The organism is Oceanobacillus luteolus (assembly GCF_023715655.1).
Classification (GTDB): domain Bacteria; phylum Bacillota; class Bacilli; order Bacillales; family Amphibacillaceae; genus Oceanobacillus; species Oceanobacillus luteolus.
Map to the genome: position 1 here is coordinate 31,109 of NZ_JAMBON010000011.1, position 16,477 is coordinate 47,585.

Annotated in this window: 10 protein-coding genes and 1 pseudogene; 2 read left to right on the top strand and 9 right to left on the bottom strand. The window is 38.6% G+C overall.

Translation table 11 applies throughout. The annotated features are described in order from the left end of the window. Positions 1-18: 18 nt before the first annotated feature. The 3 genes from M3210_RS08935 to aroD all read right to left on the bottom strand — a co-directional run bounded on the left by M3210_RS08935 (position 19) and on the right by aroD (position 3,010). Positions 19-612, bottom strand: a complete 594-nt coding sequence (locus M3210_RS08935; protein WP_251513457.1) for a lysophospholipid acyltransferase family protein — start codon at positions 610-612, stop codon at positions 19-21. Between the two features lie 365 nt (positions 613-977). Further along, a complete protein-coding gene (locus M3210_RS08940) occupies positions 978-2,090 on the bottom strand; it encodes a mechanosensitive ion channel family protein (protein ID WP_251513458.1) in 1,113 nt (370 codons plus the stop codon). Between the two features lie 155 nt (positions 2,091-2,245). Further along, positions 2,246-3,010 carry a type I 3-dehydroquinate dehydratase gene (aroD, locus tag M3210_RS08945; RefSeq protein ID WP_251513459.1) on the bottom strand — a complete coding sequence of 255 codons (765 nt, stop codon included), beginning with the start codon at positions 3,008-3,010 and terminating at the stop codon, positions 2,246-2,248. A gap of 323 nt (positions 3,011-3,333) precedes the next feature. Between aroD and M3210_RS08950 the strand changes: the two genes are divergently transcribed. Beyond that, positions 3,334-3,984, top strand: coding sequence for a GntR family transcriptional regulator (locus M3210_RS08950; protein ID WP_251513461.1), 651 nt, complete (start codon positions 3,334-3,336; stop codon positions 3,982-3,984). A 60-nt stretch (positions 3,985-4,044) separates the two neighbouring features. Here M3210_RS08950 and brnQ read toward each other — a convergent pair whose 3' ends face one another. The 6 genes and pseudogenes from brnQ to glgB all read right to left on the bottom strand — a co-directional run bounded on the left by brnQ (position 4,045) and on the right by glgB (position 13,756). Continuing rightward, positions 4,045-5,403 (bottom strand): branched-chain amino acid transport system II carrier protein, encoded by a 1,359-nt coding sequence (brnQ, locus tag M3210_RS08955; protein WP_251513462.1) that lies wholly within the window; start codon positions 5,401-5,403, stop codon positions 4,045-4,047. Positions 5,404-5,643: 240 nt separating this feature from the next. Continuing rightward, positions 5,644-8,070 (bottom strand): annotated as a pseudogene (locus M3210_RS08960) (glycogen/starch/alpha-glucan phosphorylase). Further along, complete coding sequence (glgA, locus tag M3210_RS08965) at positions 8,067-9,521, bottom strand: glycogen synthase GlgA (RefSeq protein WP_251513464.1); 1,455 nt, start codon at positions 9,519-9,521, stop codon at positions 8,067-8,069. The pseudogene M3210_RS08960 and the gene glgA overlap by 4 nt, the downstream one beginning before the upstream one ends. Positions 9,522-9,588: 67 nt before the next feature. Continuing rightward, positions 9,589-10,692, bottom strand: a complete 1,104-nt coding sequence (gene glgD, locus M3210_RS08970; protein WP_251513466.1) for a glucose-1-phosphate adenylyltransferase subunit GlgD — start codon at positions 10,690-10,692, stop codon at positions 9,589-9,591. Beyond that, a complete protein-coding gene (locus M3210_RS08975) occupies positions 10,692-11,858 on the bottom strand; it encodes a glucose-1-phosphate adenylyltransferase (protein ID WP_251513467.1) in 1,167 nt (388 codons plus the stop codon). Before M3210_RS08975 ends, glgD begins: the two co-directional genes overlap by 1 nt. Next, positions 11,855-13,756, bottom strand: a complete 1,902-nt coding sequence (gene glgB, locus M3210_RS08980) for a 1,4-alpha-glucan branching protein GlgB (RefSeq protein ID WP_251513468.1) — start codon at positions 13,754-13,756, stop codon at positions 11,855-11,857. The genes M3210_RS08975 and glgB overlap by 4 nt, the downstream gene beginning before the upstream one ends. A 426-nt stretch (positions 13,757-14,182) precedes the next feature. On the opposite strand from glgB, the gene pulA reads away from it, so the two are divergent. Then, positions 14,183-16,282 (top strand): type I pullulanase, encoded by a 2,100-nt coding sequence (gene pulA / locus M3210_RS08985; RefSeq protein WP_251513469.1) that lies wholly within the window; start codon positions 14,183-14,185, stop codon positions 16,280-16,282. Positions 16,283-16,477 lie beyond the last annotated feature (195 nt).

Sequence of the window (16,477 nt, forward strand, 5' to 3'; positions counted from 1 at the left end):
TAAGGTCTCTCCACTCATTTATTTATCCGCCAATTGTTTCTGCAAACCATACATTGTATCATTTAATTCGTTCATCATGATATCCATGGCTTCTCTTCTGTCTTGCCCTTCAGGCAAGTATATTGGATCACCAAAAATCAATTTCGGCTTCTGAAATTTTAGCAAGTCTTTAAAATTATTCGGTCCGACATACGCCGCTGGCACAATCGGCGCTTTTCCATAAGCTGCGATAGTGACCGCACCACGTTTCAATGGAACTTCTTCTGTCGTTCTCGTTCCACTAGGGAATATACCGATGATTTTCTTTTCCTTCAATAGTTTACGAGGTATTTTTATTGTACTTGGCCCCGGGTTTTCCCGATCAACCGGAAATGCATTAAGAACGGTCATCAACCATTTTGTAAATTTAGTTTGGAACAATTCCTTTTTCGCCATATAATGAATTTGATTTGGCAACAAAGCTACTCCGAGCCATAAAATATCTACCCAACCAGTATGAGTACAGGCAATAATATACCCACCCTTTTCTGGTAACTTATCTTTTTGATAAACTTTAATTCTGCCAAATATGCTTAAAATAATTTTTACTACATTTGCCGCAAAATTATACATCGTTCTTCCTCCTACACTCCTGCAATCTACTTTATTTTATCATAAAGCTTTTAGAACTGGAATTGTTTATTTGCAGCAATGCGGGAGGTTCACTGGGCTATCAACTACTTCCCCATATTTATAAATTACTTCCTTTTTCTTCTCCTGCTGGCTTTCACCGTAGAAGTTCTTATGTTCTCTAAGCGCTCTTCCATAAGACAACGATATAACGAGCGATCGATCAACTGCATCATTCATTTCCCCTTTCGATTGCTGTTAAGTTAATCATAAAGGAAATGTTAATGATTGAAATCGGATAAGCGATTGATTTTTGAACAAAAAAATGCCCTACCATTGTAGTAGGGCTTCTCCGTCTCCGGAAGGATTTACTCTGTACCTCTTTGTTTCTCTTTTTGTATAATTTCCCCCGCTTCCCCTTCCATCATAAGGCGTCGCGATGGTATAGCAATCTCTACGTTCTCTTCTTCAAGAATCTCAAGGATTTTGAAATTGATCTCTTCACGAACATCTAAATGTTCTGCCCAAACCGTTGTATTGGTAAAGAAATATAGCATAATTTCCAAACCATCTTCTCTATATTGTTCCCAATTCACCATAATCGTTTCCGGATGGACCTCTTTATGTTCTTGAAGCAACGTTTTGATCCGTTCAATAACACGTTTGATTTTCTCTGGAGGGGTACCATAAATAATACGTATGGTGAAATTAATCCTTCGTTTACCCATTTTACTCCAGTTTGTTATATTTTCATTCGCCAACGTATTGTTAGGAACGGTGACAAGTGCATGGGCAAAAGTTCGGACTCTAGTACTTCGGAAACTGATATCCTCTACAGTTCCTTCAACAGACGGTGTTAAAATCCAATCTCCAAGATCAAATGGTTTTTCCGAAATAATTACTATTCCACCTAAAATATTAGCGAGCGCATCTCTAGCAGCAAGGGAAATTGCAAGTCCACCCAGTCCTAAACCAGCAATTAAACCTTCAATATTGTACCCGAACGCTTGTAAAATAATCGTCAAACTGATGGCAACAATAACTACTTGAACGGTCCTAGATAATAACGGAATAAGAATTTCGTCAATCCTCAAATTCGTGCGTTCATTAATTTTATGAAATAGATTGGAAGAAGATGAAGATAGATTTAACATTCCCCAAGTGAATAATACAATGAACGATACTCTAATCAATCGCATGAACAGTCCATCAGCAGCAATATCGATGTAAGGATAAAAACGAACGGCTAAATACAATCCAACAATTGTGAACAGCCATTCCATCGGCTTTTGAAAAGATTTGAATATGTTCGCTAGAAAATTAATTTTTGTCTTATTGATCATTCGCATGATGAGGCGAAAAACATACTTTGTAAACAGCCCGCGAAAAAGCAAAAATAACAAAAAGATCCCGATGGCGATTCCTAAGTTCTGCAAGTGTTCCGATGATATAAGAAATTCTAACGTTTTTCTTGTAAACATGATAAAACCTCCAACTCCATTAAAGCTACATGAAGCAATGTAGGTCATTTTACAACTGATTTTTTCAATTGTAAAGTGAGACTCCATTTATAAAGAACTTTTATAACTAATGTTCTAAACAGATAATCACTCTACAATATGTAGTCGACTTTTATCTACTTTGCATCATGAATGAGCTGTAAAATTGATTTCATATCCGTCACGGAAATTTGACCTGGTGCTGAAGCATTTCTCACAGAAGCAAAGGTAATAGCTGAGCCAAATATTTCCCCACTCAACCGTGAAATCATTCCTAAAGACCCCATAGCAATCATAATAATAGCTTGTTCTGGATATGTACGTTTCATTTGTAAGCTCGCCTTAAGCACAGTGAGAAGATCTTCTTCTCTCTGCGGCATAACGGCTAATTTAGGGAAGTCTCCTCCTAACTCTATCGCGCTTGTTACCCTTCGTATGAGTTCTTCCATTTCAGGCGTTCTATTAAAATCATGATTCGAAATGATCGTGTATATTTGGCTCTCCTTAGCAGCTGTCACTAGTTCTTCCACTACATTCTTTCCACGGAACAATTCGATATCGATGATATGAACATGACCAGATACTGCAACGGCTTTATTAAGCGAAACATATTGCTTATCAGTAATCTTCTTTTCTCCACCTTCCTCCGCAGTGCGGAAGCTGAAGATAAGCGGTAAATCTTCCAGAACTTCTTTTATCTTTGGTAACGTAGCCAGTACACGGTCCGTAAGAAGAGCATCATCGAAGAAATCTACACGCCATTCTACAAGATCAACAGCTGATGCACGAATCATCTTGCATTCTTCCAATATTTCATCCACATTGGTACCCGTCAATGGAGCACAAATTTTAGGCATCCCTTCCCCGATAGATACATTTCCAACTTTATATGTCTGTGTCAAAGTTAGTTCCTCCAATTCTCAACATTGCCTGTCATTATATTACGACTACTTCCCCAATGCCTTCCTTACCTATATTACTATCATTCTAAATTATCCAAACCAAAGAAACAAACAATAGAAGCTTAGGCAAAGTAATTCTGCGTTTTTTGAGAAACAGCCGATATGTATTTTACATATTTAGGTAATTATACTTCCTATTTTTTCCATATAGTAAACTTGGTTTGGGTCATACCGTTCATTTTCAGTTTGCGATATACTACATATTTCTTTTCCATTTCACTTAGTATATACTAGAAGTATTAGGAAAATAAGGGGGTTAAAGGATGCCGATTCCTGAGAATCATTCCACAACTACAAGATTGACTGCCAAGGATCATGCCTACAACCAAATCCAACAATGGATTATAGACGGCACCCTCCTTCCTGGCGAAAAACTAAATGATTCCGAACTTGCAGAATCGCTCGGAGTCAGTCGTACTCCTGTCAGAGAAGCATTGCAGCTCCTTCAGATGGAAGGGTTTGTAAGAATGTATCCTGGAAAAGCTACACAAGTCACAGAAATAGAACGTGAATCCATTAATGACTTACTACCACCTCTTGCCGTTTTACAAGCACTTGCTACAAAAATAGCAACTGAGCAAATAGATTCATCCGTTATAGAAGAGTTGGAAGAAGTGAATCAGAAATTTGAGCAAGCAATTAATTCAAAGAGCTATTATTCTGCTTTAAAAATTGATGAGTCCTTTCACCAACTTATTGTAGACGCTGCGGAAAACGCATATATTAAACAGATTCTTCGCATGCTGCAAGCCCATGTAAGAAGGCATTTCTTTCACAATGCAATCGACCTTACAGAAGAATCAATCTCGGAACATCACGCAATCATTCAGTTTTTAAAAGAAGGTAAAGCAGAATCTGCTGCTGAAGTTATGGAGAAAAACTGGATTCGTACGCTGGATGCACTAGTATCCTAGTCATCAGCAATTATAAAAACCCCGTATGAAACTATTTCATACGGGGTTTCTTTATACTAATCAGTTTGTTTCTGCAGCTGTTGAGCCACCTGAAACTCTAGAGATTATACCAGTGATGATCATTACTACAAGTGCCGGTACGAGCCAGCCTAAACCTTGATTATAAAGAGGTAAAGCTGCATCATAGAAATCAACTACTGGTGCAATGAATCCAAATTCAACTCCAATTGTTCCAGAAAGTGTTGTTATTCCATCAACGATAGCAATCAAGAATGTAACTCCAATGGTTGCTACATAGACGAGGCGTGCGTTATTAAATAACGGTGATGCAAACGTCAATAGCATTAACACGATTGCTAATGGATATAAGAACATTAATACTGGAATAGAGAACGAGATAATATTTGTTAGTCCGAAATTAGCGATAATAAACGTAATCGTTGCAAAGAATACAACCAATTTCTTATAGCTGATTTTAGGGAATAGAGTATGGAAATACTCTGCGTTTGCTGTAATCAATCCAATTGCTGTTGTCAAACAAGCTAAGATGATCATAACAGCCAACAAAATAGAACCTACATTTCCAAAGTAATGAGCTGCTGCTCCACTTAGAACAGGGCCACCGTTGTCAAACAGCCCTAACGCTCCAACTGATGTAGACCCCAAATATGCAATTCCGATATAAATAACTCCAAGTAGTGTAATAGCAATAATACCTGATTTTGAGGCAGCAGATAGAATACTACCTTTGTCTTTAATGCCCAATGCTTTAATTGCATTAATAACAATAATTGCGAACACAAGTGATGCCAGTGCATCCATCGTATTATAGCCTTCCAAGAATCCTGTTACAAATGCACCGCTTGAATAGCCTTCCTGAGCTTCCCCAGCTGAACTCATTGGGTTGATAAACGCAGCAGCTAGTAGAACAACAATTAACAATACTAGAGCTGGTGCCAAGAGTTTACCGACAGTATCTACGATCTTTGTAGGATAGAGCGAAAATAGTAACGCAACAGCAAAGAAAAGAATAGTAAAAATTAATAAGCCAAGTTGCTCTGATCCTTCAGGAACGAACGTCAAAATTCCTACTTCGTATGCAACGGTACCTGTTCTTGGTGCTGCAAAGAACGGTCCTATTGTTAAGTAAAGTAAAGCTGTGAAAAACACGCCGTATGCGGGATGAACCCTACTGGCCAACTCCTGTAAGTTTGAACTTCCAGAGAACGCGATAGCAATAACCCCTAATAATGGAAGTCCTACTCCTGTTACTAGAAATCCAATGATTGCCGGCCATAGATTTTCTCCTGCGTACTGGCCAAGCTGTGCTGGGAAGATTAGGTTCCCTGCTCCAAAAAATAGTGCAAATAACATAAAGCCTATTGCTACATATGCCGACTTCGATACTTTTTCTTTCATTGTCATTACCCCCAGATGAGATTTCTTCGTGTTTTTTATTGAATTATCAAATAATTTAATCTAATATGTCATATGCAATATATTAGCTGAGACCTACTATACTATCTTTTAAATTAAAAAACAATAGCTAAACTACAAATTTTTTGATTTTTTCCATAAAGCGTTTTCATTTCGACATGATACGCCTACTATTTTCGCCAAAAAAAAGAAGCATTCGAATAATGCTTCTTTCGCTATATATTATATCGGTTTAATCTGCCATATATCACTGACGTACTCTCTTATCGTACGATCACTTGAAAATTTACCGGAGTGGGCAATGTTGATCAAACTCATTTGCTGCCATTTATATTCGTCACGATAGACACTTTCTGCATATTCATGAGCTTCGATATACGGCTCAAAATCCTTTAATACGAAATACGGGTCATTATGATACAGGATGTTATAATAGATATCCTTAAACTCTATATCTTGTGTACCAAATTCACCTTTTTGCAGCTGGTCCAAGATTCTTTTCACTCGATCATCGTTATTATAGATTTCACGAGCATTGTATCCACCATGTTGATAATAATGCAACACTTCATCTGCACGCAAGCCAAATATGAACATATTTTGTGGACCAACCAAATCATGAATTTCTACATTAGCGCCATCCATTGTCCCCATCGTAAGGGCACCATTCATCATAAGCTTCATATTTCCAGTTCCAGAAGCTTCTTTACTGGCAGTTGAGATTTGCTCGCTTATATCTGTGGCAGGAATAATCTTCTCTGCCAAGCTTACATTATAATTCTCCATAAATATTACTTTTAATTTACCATGGATACTTTTATCATAATTAATGATGGATGCAACGGTATTAATAAGCTTAATCGTCTCTTTTGCTAAATGATAGCTTGGTGCTGCTTTTGCACCAAAAATGAAAGTGCGTGGAGTCATATCTAAATTCGGATTTTCTTTCAGCTCATTATATAGATAAATGATATGAAAGACATTTAACAGTTGCCTTTTATATTCATGCAGCCGCTTGATCTGCACGTCAAAAATGGATTGGTCATCGATAGTAATCCCCATTTGATCATGGATAAAATTAGCAAGTAGAATTTTATTTTCACGCTTCACTTTGGCAAATTCTTCAAGTACGTTCCTATCATTTTGAAATCGCAATAAATTGATCAACTGTTTCGGCCTTTTCACCCATTAGTCACCAATCATCTCATTAATTAATGTTGTGAGCTTTGGGTTTACCTGCATTAACCAGCGGCGGTGGGTAATGCCATTTGTTTTATTATTAAATCGTTCCGGATAAAGTGAATAAAAATTTTTCATTTCTTTTTTCTTTAGAATTTCTGTATGGATATTCGCTACGCCATTAACACTGAAACTGCCGACGATTGCAAGGCGGGCCATATGGACCTGATCATCGGCGATTACCGCAAGCTCGGGAATCTTATCGCGCAGTTCCTTGTGTTCAAACCAAATCCCCTGACAGAACCTTTCATTTATTTCCTCAATGATCATGTAAATCCTCGGAAGCAGACTTTGCATCATTTGTTTTGGCCATGTTTCGAGGGCTTCACTCAACGTCGTATGATTGGTATACGCAAACACCTTCGTCGTTATGTCCCAAGCTTCATCCCAACCCAGTCTCTCTTCATCCATTAGAATCCGCATCAGTTCCGGGATGCTTAGACTCGGATGCGTATCGTTAATCTGAATGACAACCTTTTCCGGTAAATGTTTCAGGGATAAACGATAATTTTTCTTAAACTGCTTCATAATGTTTTGTATACTTGCTGAAACAAGGAAGTATTGTTGTTTCAACCGTAATTCTTTACCCTCGTAGCTTGAGTCATCTGGATAGAGAAATCCCGATAGTTGTTCAATTGAGTGTTCAAAATCAAGATGACGGTAAAATTCATCCTGATCTGTCGAATGATTCGGCTCTTCTGTTATAGGTTCTGCACTCCACAATCGCAATGTATTTACCGTCTCATTTTCATATCCAATGATAGGGATATCATAGGGTACAGCTAAAACTTTATCCGTATGTTCATATTTGAACTCAAGTGATCCATCGTTCCGTTGATGCATCAATACGTTACCTTGAAATTGGACAACACAGATTTCATCTTCTCTGCGCACTTCCCAAGCATACGGTTTTTTCAGCCAATAGTCCGGCAGCTCCACTTGATTGCCATGAATGATCCGCTGTTCAAATAATCCGTAGCGATAGCGGATACCATAGCCATGACCTGGAAGACCAAGCGATGCGAGAGAATCAAGAAAACAAGCAGCAAGCCGGCCAAGTCCCCCATTCCCCAGTCCTGCGTCATGTTCCACTGCGTAAACTTCTTCAGCATCAAACCCAAGCTCCGCTAATGCTTGGTTCGCAACGTCCAACATTCCGGTATTCAATAAATTGCTTTTTATTAACCGGCCAATTAAAAACTCCATAGAGAGATAGTAAACCTGCTTTGCCTGCTCAGATTTATACCGATTTTTCGTATCAAACCAAAGAGGCTTTATTTGTTCATTTACAACCGCAGCTAATGAATAGAATATTTCTTCATTCGTTGCTTCTTGGACCTCGACGTTATAGCTAGTATTTATAAATTGGGTTATTTGCGCTGCCAGCTCTTTGGCCGTTAATCGTTTCAAAAAGAATCGCTCCCTGCACTTACTAATTGTTTCACTGAACCGGTAAGTTCTTGATATAGTTTGCTATATTGCTTTGCTGATTGTTTCCAAGTAAACGCACCTTTATTCACATTTTTTATGAGCTGCTTCCACTTCTCCTCGTCCTTGTAAGTGGATAAGGAATAGTGTAATACATGTAATAATTCATGTGCATTATAATTAGTGAAACTAAAACCATTCCCCTCACCGGTTTCCTCATTAAAAGCGGTGACTGTATCCTTAAGTCCGCCAGTTTCCCTTACAATTGGAACTGTTTTATATTGCAGGGCAATTAATTGCGAGAGACCACATGGTTCAAATTGGGACGGCATGACTAAAAAGTCTGCACTTGCATAGAGACGACGAGCTAATGCTTCGCTAAATGTCAGCAATGATTTCACCTTTTCCGGATATTTGTCCTCCAAATAACGGAAGTAGTCTTCAAATTCTTGCTCACCTGTTCCAAGAACGATGAATTGAATATCCTCCTGCAAAAAATCCTCCAAAATATGCTGCACAAGATGAAGCCCTTTTTGCTCGACTAATCTCGTTACCATAATATATAACGGAGCTTCTGGTTGATACGTAAAATTAAGTTCTTCATGCAAAAGCAGACGATTCTCCTGCTTTTTACTTCGGGCGGTACGATAATTGACGGGTAGATGTGTGTCTGTCATTGGATTGTATTCCTTTGTGTCAATTCCATTCAGGATACCAATCAAATCTTTCTCACGGTCTTTAATAATGCGATCCAAATTTTCTCCATAATAAGGATCCTTAATTTCCACCGCATAAGTCGGACTCACTGTTGTAATTTTATCTGCATGGAAAAGCCCGCCTTTCAAACTATTCAACATCCCGTTCCACTCCATACCAGCTATGTGTTCACGCCCTAATTGGAAAAAATCATCGTAAATATCGACAGGCATGAGTCCTTGATATTTCAAATTATGGATAGTCAACACCGTTTTTAAATTAGGTACCGGCTGTGTAATCTTCGCCAGCATCACAGAAAGTGCCGCTTGCCAATCATGCGCATGGAGAATATCCGGTTGAAAATCAAGATGCTTCAACGCTTCGATGACGGCATGACAAAAGAAAACAAATCTTTCTCCATCATCGTAATAACCATAAATCCCTTTCCTTGTAAAATAATAGTCATTTTCAATAAAGTAATAGATACAATCTTGATAGTTGAGCGTATAAATCGTTGCTTCTTGATTTCTCCAGCCTACTTGCACATCCAGGGAAGTAAGATAGGTCATGTTATCTTTCCATTCCTCACTGATTTCATCGTAGTATGGAAGCATGACACGTACGTCCAGATCTTCAAATGTCTTTAGAGCTTGCGGAAGGGACCCGATGACGTCGGCAAGACCTCCTGTTTTAATGAATGGTGTTCCCTCCGAAGCGACGAATAATACTTTTTCCATTACTACCTCTCCTCAACTTGATTTTACATAGTGTGTTGTTTACCAGTTGCCACAATCTTATTCACAACTATACGACCTGACGTTTTGCCACGATATATGGTTTCTCTTTTGTGCCGATGATCCGCTGGCCACTTTTTACATGCACATCTTTATCTAAAATGACATTTTCCAAATACACATCTTCCTCAATTTTGCAGCGCTGCATAATAATGGAGTTCCTTATTTGTGAGTGTTCACTTACCTCCACTCCACGGAAAAGAATACTGTTCTCCACGTCACCGTTGATTATGCAACCATTCGCTATAATTGAATTATTCACCACCGCTTGTGCCTGATATTTCACCGGCGGGTTGCTCGAAACCTTGGTCCGGATAAATGGTTTTTGAAATAACCTTAAAAAATTCTGTTCTTGCAAGAGTTTCATATTTTCCCGATAATAACTTTCAGTTGTATTGATAAACGCGTGGTATCCCTCAAAACGGTACGAATATACTTTTAATTCCTGAAGCCGCTCCTTAATTCCATTCATAAACAAATTGTCATAGTTATAGGCAATACAATAATCCACAATATCTAGTAGAAGTTCCTTTTTAATAATATAAACCCCAGTAAATACATTCGGGTTCCGGTGGTCATTCGTCATCTGGGTTACCCAACCATCCTGATCCGTCTCGACTCGATAGTATGCTTGATGTTCAGGTCCGATGGTATCAACATCAGTGTAGATGACTGTCACATCTGCATCGTGGATGAGATGCCGTTTGAAAGCATCTTTATAATCTGTATTAGCGATAAACTGACTACCACTCACCAAAACATGATTTGCCTTTCCTCTATAAAAATAATCCCGATTATTATGGAAGAAGCTTAAATCACCTAGAGATCGATCAGTGGGATCATTCCAGTCAGGAGGTAAAATGAACAACCCCCCATGTCTTCGGTCCAAATCCCAACTATCACCTGTTCCCAGATGATCAAGTAACGAGCGGTACTTATTCCGTACAAATACAGCAACTTCTTCAATACCTGAATTCGTCATATTCGATAAAGCAAAATCAATCAGACGATAACGTCCGGCAAATGGAAGCGATGCATTGTTCCGAAAATAGGTCAACTCATTAAACACATGGTGTTCATGTTCCAAATTAATCAGTCCCATCATTCGCTCCATTACACAATCTCCTCCCTTACAGCAACATACTCTGAGAGATTTTCCTGATTAATCACAATCGGCTCTTCTTCCTCTAATGCATGTATTCTTACCCCGTCAGCAATCTCCGTATTTTCCATCACAATCACCCGTTCAAGGTGGACATCCTCGCCAACACATACACCTGGATGTAAAATCGATTCATTTATATATGCGTTTTTCTTTACAAGCACTTTTTGGAAGATCACAGAATTCAAAATATGCCCATAGATAAAGCAACCTGAATTGATTAATGAATTTATTACTGTCCCTGAAGTTCCTATGAAATGAGGTGGCAAATTAGCTTCATTTGTATAAATTTGCTTACTCATATCCTCTCTTGCAACGGAAATCGGAGAACCGGAATTCTCATCCAGCAAATCCATTGTCGCTTCCCAATAACTTCGGATGGTCCCGACATCCTTCCAGTAACCATCGAACTGATAACCAAATAGCGGCTTATTATCTTCAAGCATTGCCGGTATAATATCTTTACCGAAGTCATGACTCGAATTCTTATTCTCAGCATCCTCGATTAAATATTTGCGTAGTGTAGACCAGGTAAACATATAAATCCCCATTGATGCCAGATTATTTTTCGGTTCAGCCGGCTTTTCATCAAATTCATAGATTCTTAAACCATCTTCTGTATTTAAAATTCCAAAGCGGGATGCCTCATCCCAGGGAACTTCAATTACTGAAATCGTTGCATCAGCTGCTGTTTCCTTATGCTGTCTAAGAATGGATTGATAGTTCATTTGATAAATATGATCACCAGAGATTACGAGGACGTATTTCGGATTATATTGATCGATAAAATGTATATTTTGATAAATCGCATCAGCCGTTCCAGAATACCAATCTCCCCCATGCTTCCCAATCGCTGGAGAAAGTGTCGTTACACCACCATCCCGTCGATCCATATCCCATGGTTTTCCAGTTCCTATGTGACGATTTAGCATGATTGGTGAATACTGCGTCAAAACACCGAGTGTCGGAATGGAAGAATTTGCACAATTACTTAATGTAAAATCGATGATTCGATATTTCCCGCCAAAAGGGACAGCAGGCTTAGCATTTTCACTCGTCAATGGACCTAATCGCTTTCCTTCTCCTCCAGCCAGTAACATTCCAAGACATTCTTTCACTTCGCATCCTCCTCAACTCTTCTTTTAAAAATCATTACAGCTAATGGAGCAATTTTTACTTTGATGTGTTGTTTCATTCCATGCCATTTATCAGGGAAGCTAAAATGCATCCCATTCAATTGGCCGGAACCTCCAAACGATTCGTGATCCGAATTGAAGATTTCTTCATGTACTCCGGGTTCTGGTACCCCGACTTTATAGTCGTAATAAACCTTTGGCGTGAAGTTACAAACAATAATCAACTCCTCCTGTTTGTTTCTTGCTCGTCTTCTAAATGCAATAATGCTTTGATCGATATTATGTGGATCAATCCATTCAAAACCAGATGATTCATGATCCAATTCATATAAAGCTGGTTGGTCCTTTAAAAAGTGATTTAACTTTTTAACATAATGAAAAATTCCTTTATGTAGTGGGTAATCCAATAGATGCCAGTCTAATTGTTCCTGGTCTTTCCACTCGGAATAAAGTGCGAGCTCCGTTCCCATGAATAACAACTTTTTTCCGGGATGTGTGTACATATAGCCGATTAATAAACGTAGACTCGCAAATTGCTGCCATTGATCTCCCGGCATCTTATCGAGTAATGATTTTTTTCCATGTACCACTTCATCATGGGACAGTGGTAACAAAAAATTCTCCGCGAACGTATACATAAATGAAAAGGTTACTAAATTGTGATGCCATTTCCGATGAATTGGATCCAACTTCATGAATTCCAGCATGTCGTTCATCCATCCCATATTCCATTTGAAATTGAAACCTAACCCACCAAGATAAGTTGGCGACGTGATCATCGGAAGATCAGAACTATCTTCAGCCATTACTAATGCATTGGGTCGATAGCGAAAAACCGTTTCATTCAACTTCTGCAAAAACGCACTGGCTTCTAGATTCTCTTCTCCACCGTAGGAATTGAAAATCTTTTCTTCATCATCAGGACGATCAAAATTCAAATACAACATGCTGGCAACAGCATCTACACGAAGACCGTCAATATGGAATTCTTTAAGCCAATAAATAGCATTTGACACTAGGAAACTTTGGACTTCCGGGCGACCAAAATCGAAGGCCAGCGTTCCCCAGTTTCTTTTTTCGGCTTTTTTCGGATCTTGATATTCATAGAGCGGCCTTCCATCAAACTCACGCAGACCAAAATCGTCTTTACAGAAGTGACCAGGAACCCAATCCATAATGACGCCAATTCCTGCCTGATGACAGCAATCAATAAAATATTTAAATTCTTCTGGTGTGCCATATCTTGATGTAACGGCATAATACCCAGTGATTTGATAGCCCCAAGATAAATCAAGGGGATGCTCTGCAATCGGCAATAGCTCAATATGGGTATAACCTAAATCTTTTACATAGGGGATTAGTATTTGTGCAAGCTCTGTGTAAGTGTAAAAATCTCCATTATCCTTGATTCTCCAGGAACCGAGGTGGACTTCATAGATGGTTATCGGAGAAGTATAAGGATTATATATTTTCATTTGCTCTTGCCAAGCATCATCGTTCCACTCATAAGATTGAAGTGAAGGGGTCATAGAGGCGGTTTGTGGACGAATTTCAGCTTGAGTCGCATATGGATCTGCTTTTAAAATCCTTTCGTTATCAACTGTAGTAATTTGATATTTATAAGCGGTACAAGGAGGTATATCAGTGAAAAAACCAACCCATAATCCTTCCTCATTCCATCGTTTTAGTTCATGTGTATTCCCTTGCCAACCATTTAATTCACTCGCAATAGCGACATGCTTGGCATGAGGAGCCCATACAACGAATCGGTAACCCTGCTCCTCTTCCCAATCAATAAAATGACAGCCAAGCAGCTGATAACTCTGGTAATTTGTTCCTTGATGAAATAAAAAAATATCTTCTTCAGCGATGCGGTACAACTAGATTCCCTCCCTTATATACCAAAAAACATTATCACCATTTCAAGATAAATGCAAGGTGAATTTTGAATATTTTTTATACTTTATTGTAGCTTTTTGTCGATTGCATAGGAAAGTTCAAGAAGTAGCCAAATTTGAGGTTAAACCTAGTCTTTCCTTAAGTTTTGAACATTGTGATGAACCTATAATCCAGACGTAAAGAACTATATTATAAATATATTACAAATAAATTGTCATTTCTGTTTATTTCTCTAATCTTATAGAAAACTTAACAACCTTGTAAGAAACCAATCAGAACGTAGCGTCTATACTATTAAGAACAGGTAAATATGATTAGGAAGCAATTGGTTTAAATGTGAACAAAGAGGGCTATTACTTTGTTTAGATGACAATTCGGTAATTATAGTCATAAAAGGAGATAGTTTCATGAGCGAATACACGGCATGGATGGATGATTATCATCTCATCACCATTCCAATTGATGAATTGGACCCTTTGAGGAAACAAACCAATAATCCTCCCATTATCTATTGGGAGAAAAAGCAAACCTATTTTCAAACAGAGTTTATCGAGGAGACATACAGCCACGCAGTGCAAGTAAAACATCATGAAGAGCTCCCAATCGGGGAAGATTTGGTATTGCTTTGGGGTGAAAAACAAATACCGATCCATCCAAGAAATATCGTCCGTACGAAGGAGTTCGACGAAAGGTTTGCAGTACTGGATGTTGAATTAGGTCCATTATGCACGGAGCAAGAAGCGGTCTTTCGCGTATGGACCCCAATTGCGACCAGTGTTGAAGTCAATGTCGAAGGAAACCTCTATCCAATGAATCGTTCTGAAAAGGGAGTATGGACGCTTTCTCTAGCGGGGGACTGGCATGGCTGCAGTTATCATTTTGAGGCCATCATTCATGGTAAAAAGATAAACGTTCATGACCCCTATGCAAAAGGCTTGTCGGCCAATAGTGAAACTTCCATACTTGTTGACTTTTCGCGTACCATGCAGCTTGATGAATTTCAAACTCCGATCGAACATCCAGTGGATGCCGTTATTTATGAACTTCATGTACGTGATGCTACTATCCATCCAAACAGTGGAATAGTCAACAAAGGAAAATATTTAGGTTTGACTGAGAAAAATACGACTACTAAAAACGGCTATTCGACTGGTTTAACTTATATAAAAGAGCTAAGTGTCACACACATCCAACTGCTTCCCATCAATGATTTTGCTCGAGTATCCGATTTAGAGTCCGAATCCGACTATAACTGGGGATATGACCCACTATTTTTTCAAGTTCCTGAAGGAAGTTACTCTGTTCTCCCTGATAGGGCAACCGCAAGAATAAATGAGCTGAAGAAAGTGATTCAGGCATTTCATGACGAAGAATTGGGGATAATTCAAGATGTCGTCCTTAATCATGTATTTATTATGGAGGAATCAGTTTTTGAGAAGCTCGTCCCAGGATACTTTTTCCGCTATCATGAAAATGGAACTCTCAGTAATGGCACTGGTGTAGGAAATGATTTGGCAACGGAACGCAAAATGGTCCGTAAATTTATTCTCGATACAATTGATTTTTGGTTAAGAGAATATAAAGTAGATGGCTTTCGTTTTGATTTAATGGGAAATATGGATATAGAGACTATGCAGCAAATAAAAAAACGTTGCCTCAAAGAGAAGCGTACAATTCTGCTGTTCGGTGAAGGCTGGGATCTAGCTACTGCTATTCCTCGAAATGATAAAGCAATTTCCGCTCATGCGGACCGAGTAAAAGGAATTGGTTTCTTTAACGATTATTTCCGGGACACGTTAAAGGGGAAGTTATTTGATGCCCACGATACCGGTTATGTAAATGGGAACGGTCATAATTATGAACGACTTCCAGCACTGCTAAGCGGTGGAACTTTAGTGGAAGGAATGGACCAGCATGACATTGGTCAGACGATTAATTATGTAGAATGCCATGACAACCACACCCTATGGGATCGCTTGGCACTTACAAATAAGGAAGATTCTGATACCCGAAAAAAGATGCACCAACTCGCAACTGCTCTTACTATTTTAAGCCAAGGAGTTCCATTCCTACACGCCGGACAGGAATTTTTCCGGACAAAATACGGAGTTGAAAACAGTTATATTTCAGGAGATGCGATTAATCAGTTGGATTGGAGCCGTCGTGAGCTGGAAGATGATAATGTTCAGTTTGTTAAAAAGCTGATTCTATTAAGAAAAGAGAATCCTGAATTCCGTTTGCGCACGAAGGAAGAAATTTCTAGACGTTTTCATCCATCCAATGAGAATGAGCCCCTATTCAACTTCACTCTTCTAGGGGATAAGAAGGACTTTGCCATATTCATCAACCCTACAGCTCTTGAAAAACGGGTCAAATTACCAGCACCAGGGAATTGGAAAATTTCCGTATCAAACCTTTCAAAAGAAAGAACCAATCACTCGGAAATTAGCGGAGAATTTATTACTGTATTAGGTTATGAAGCAGTAGTGTTTGAAAAAAATCGCTAAGATAGAATCAATAACAACGATGGGCCGATGTAAGCAACTATCGGCTCATCGTTGTTATTTCATTCTATTAGTATAATTATCACTCTATCATTACCTATTCATATTTCTGAATATTTTAGAATGCGTCTCTTTTTTGATATAATACTTTAATATATTCATTAGTTTTTTTGAGTACATCTTATCATGGCTCTTCTT

What these genes read in the sequence shown, in the direction of transcription:
- M3210_RS08935 (WP_251513457.1), bottom strand. Translation starts at nt 612, where the DNA reads ATGTATAATTTTGCGGCAAATGTAGTAAAAATTATTTTAAGCATATTT.
- M3210_RS08940 (WP_251513458.1), bottom strand. Translation starts at nt 2,090, where the DNA reads ATGTTTACAAGAAAAACGTTAGAATTTCTTATATCATCGGAACACTTG.
- M3210_RS08950 (WP_251513461.1), top strand. Translation starts at nt 3,334, where the DNA reads ATGCCGATTCCTGAGAATCATTCCACAACTACAAGATTGACTGCCAAG.
- brnQ (WP_251513462.1), bottom strand. Translation starts at nt 5,403, where the DNA reads ATGAAAGAAAAAGTATCGAAGTCGGCATATGTAGCAATAGGCTTTATG.
- glgA (WP_251513464.1), bottom strand. Translation starts at nt 9,521, where the DNA reads ATGGAAAAAGTATTATTCGTCGCTTCGGAGGGAACACCATTCATTAAA.
- glgD (WP_251513466.1), bottom strand. Translation starts at nt 10,692, where the DNA reads ATGGAGCGAATGATGGGACTGATTAATTTGGAACATGAACACCATGTG.
- pulA (WP_251513469.1), top strand. Translation starts at nt 14,183, where the DNA reads ATGAGCGAATACACGGCATGGATGGATGATTATCATCTCATCACCATT.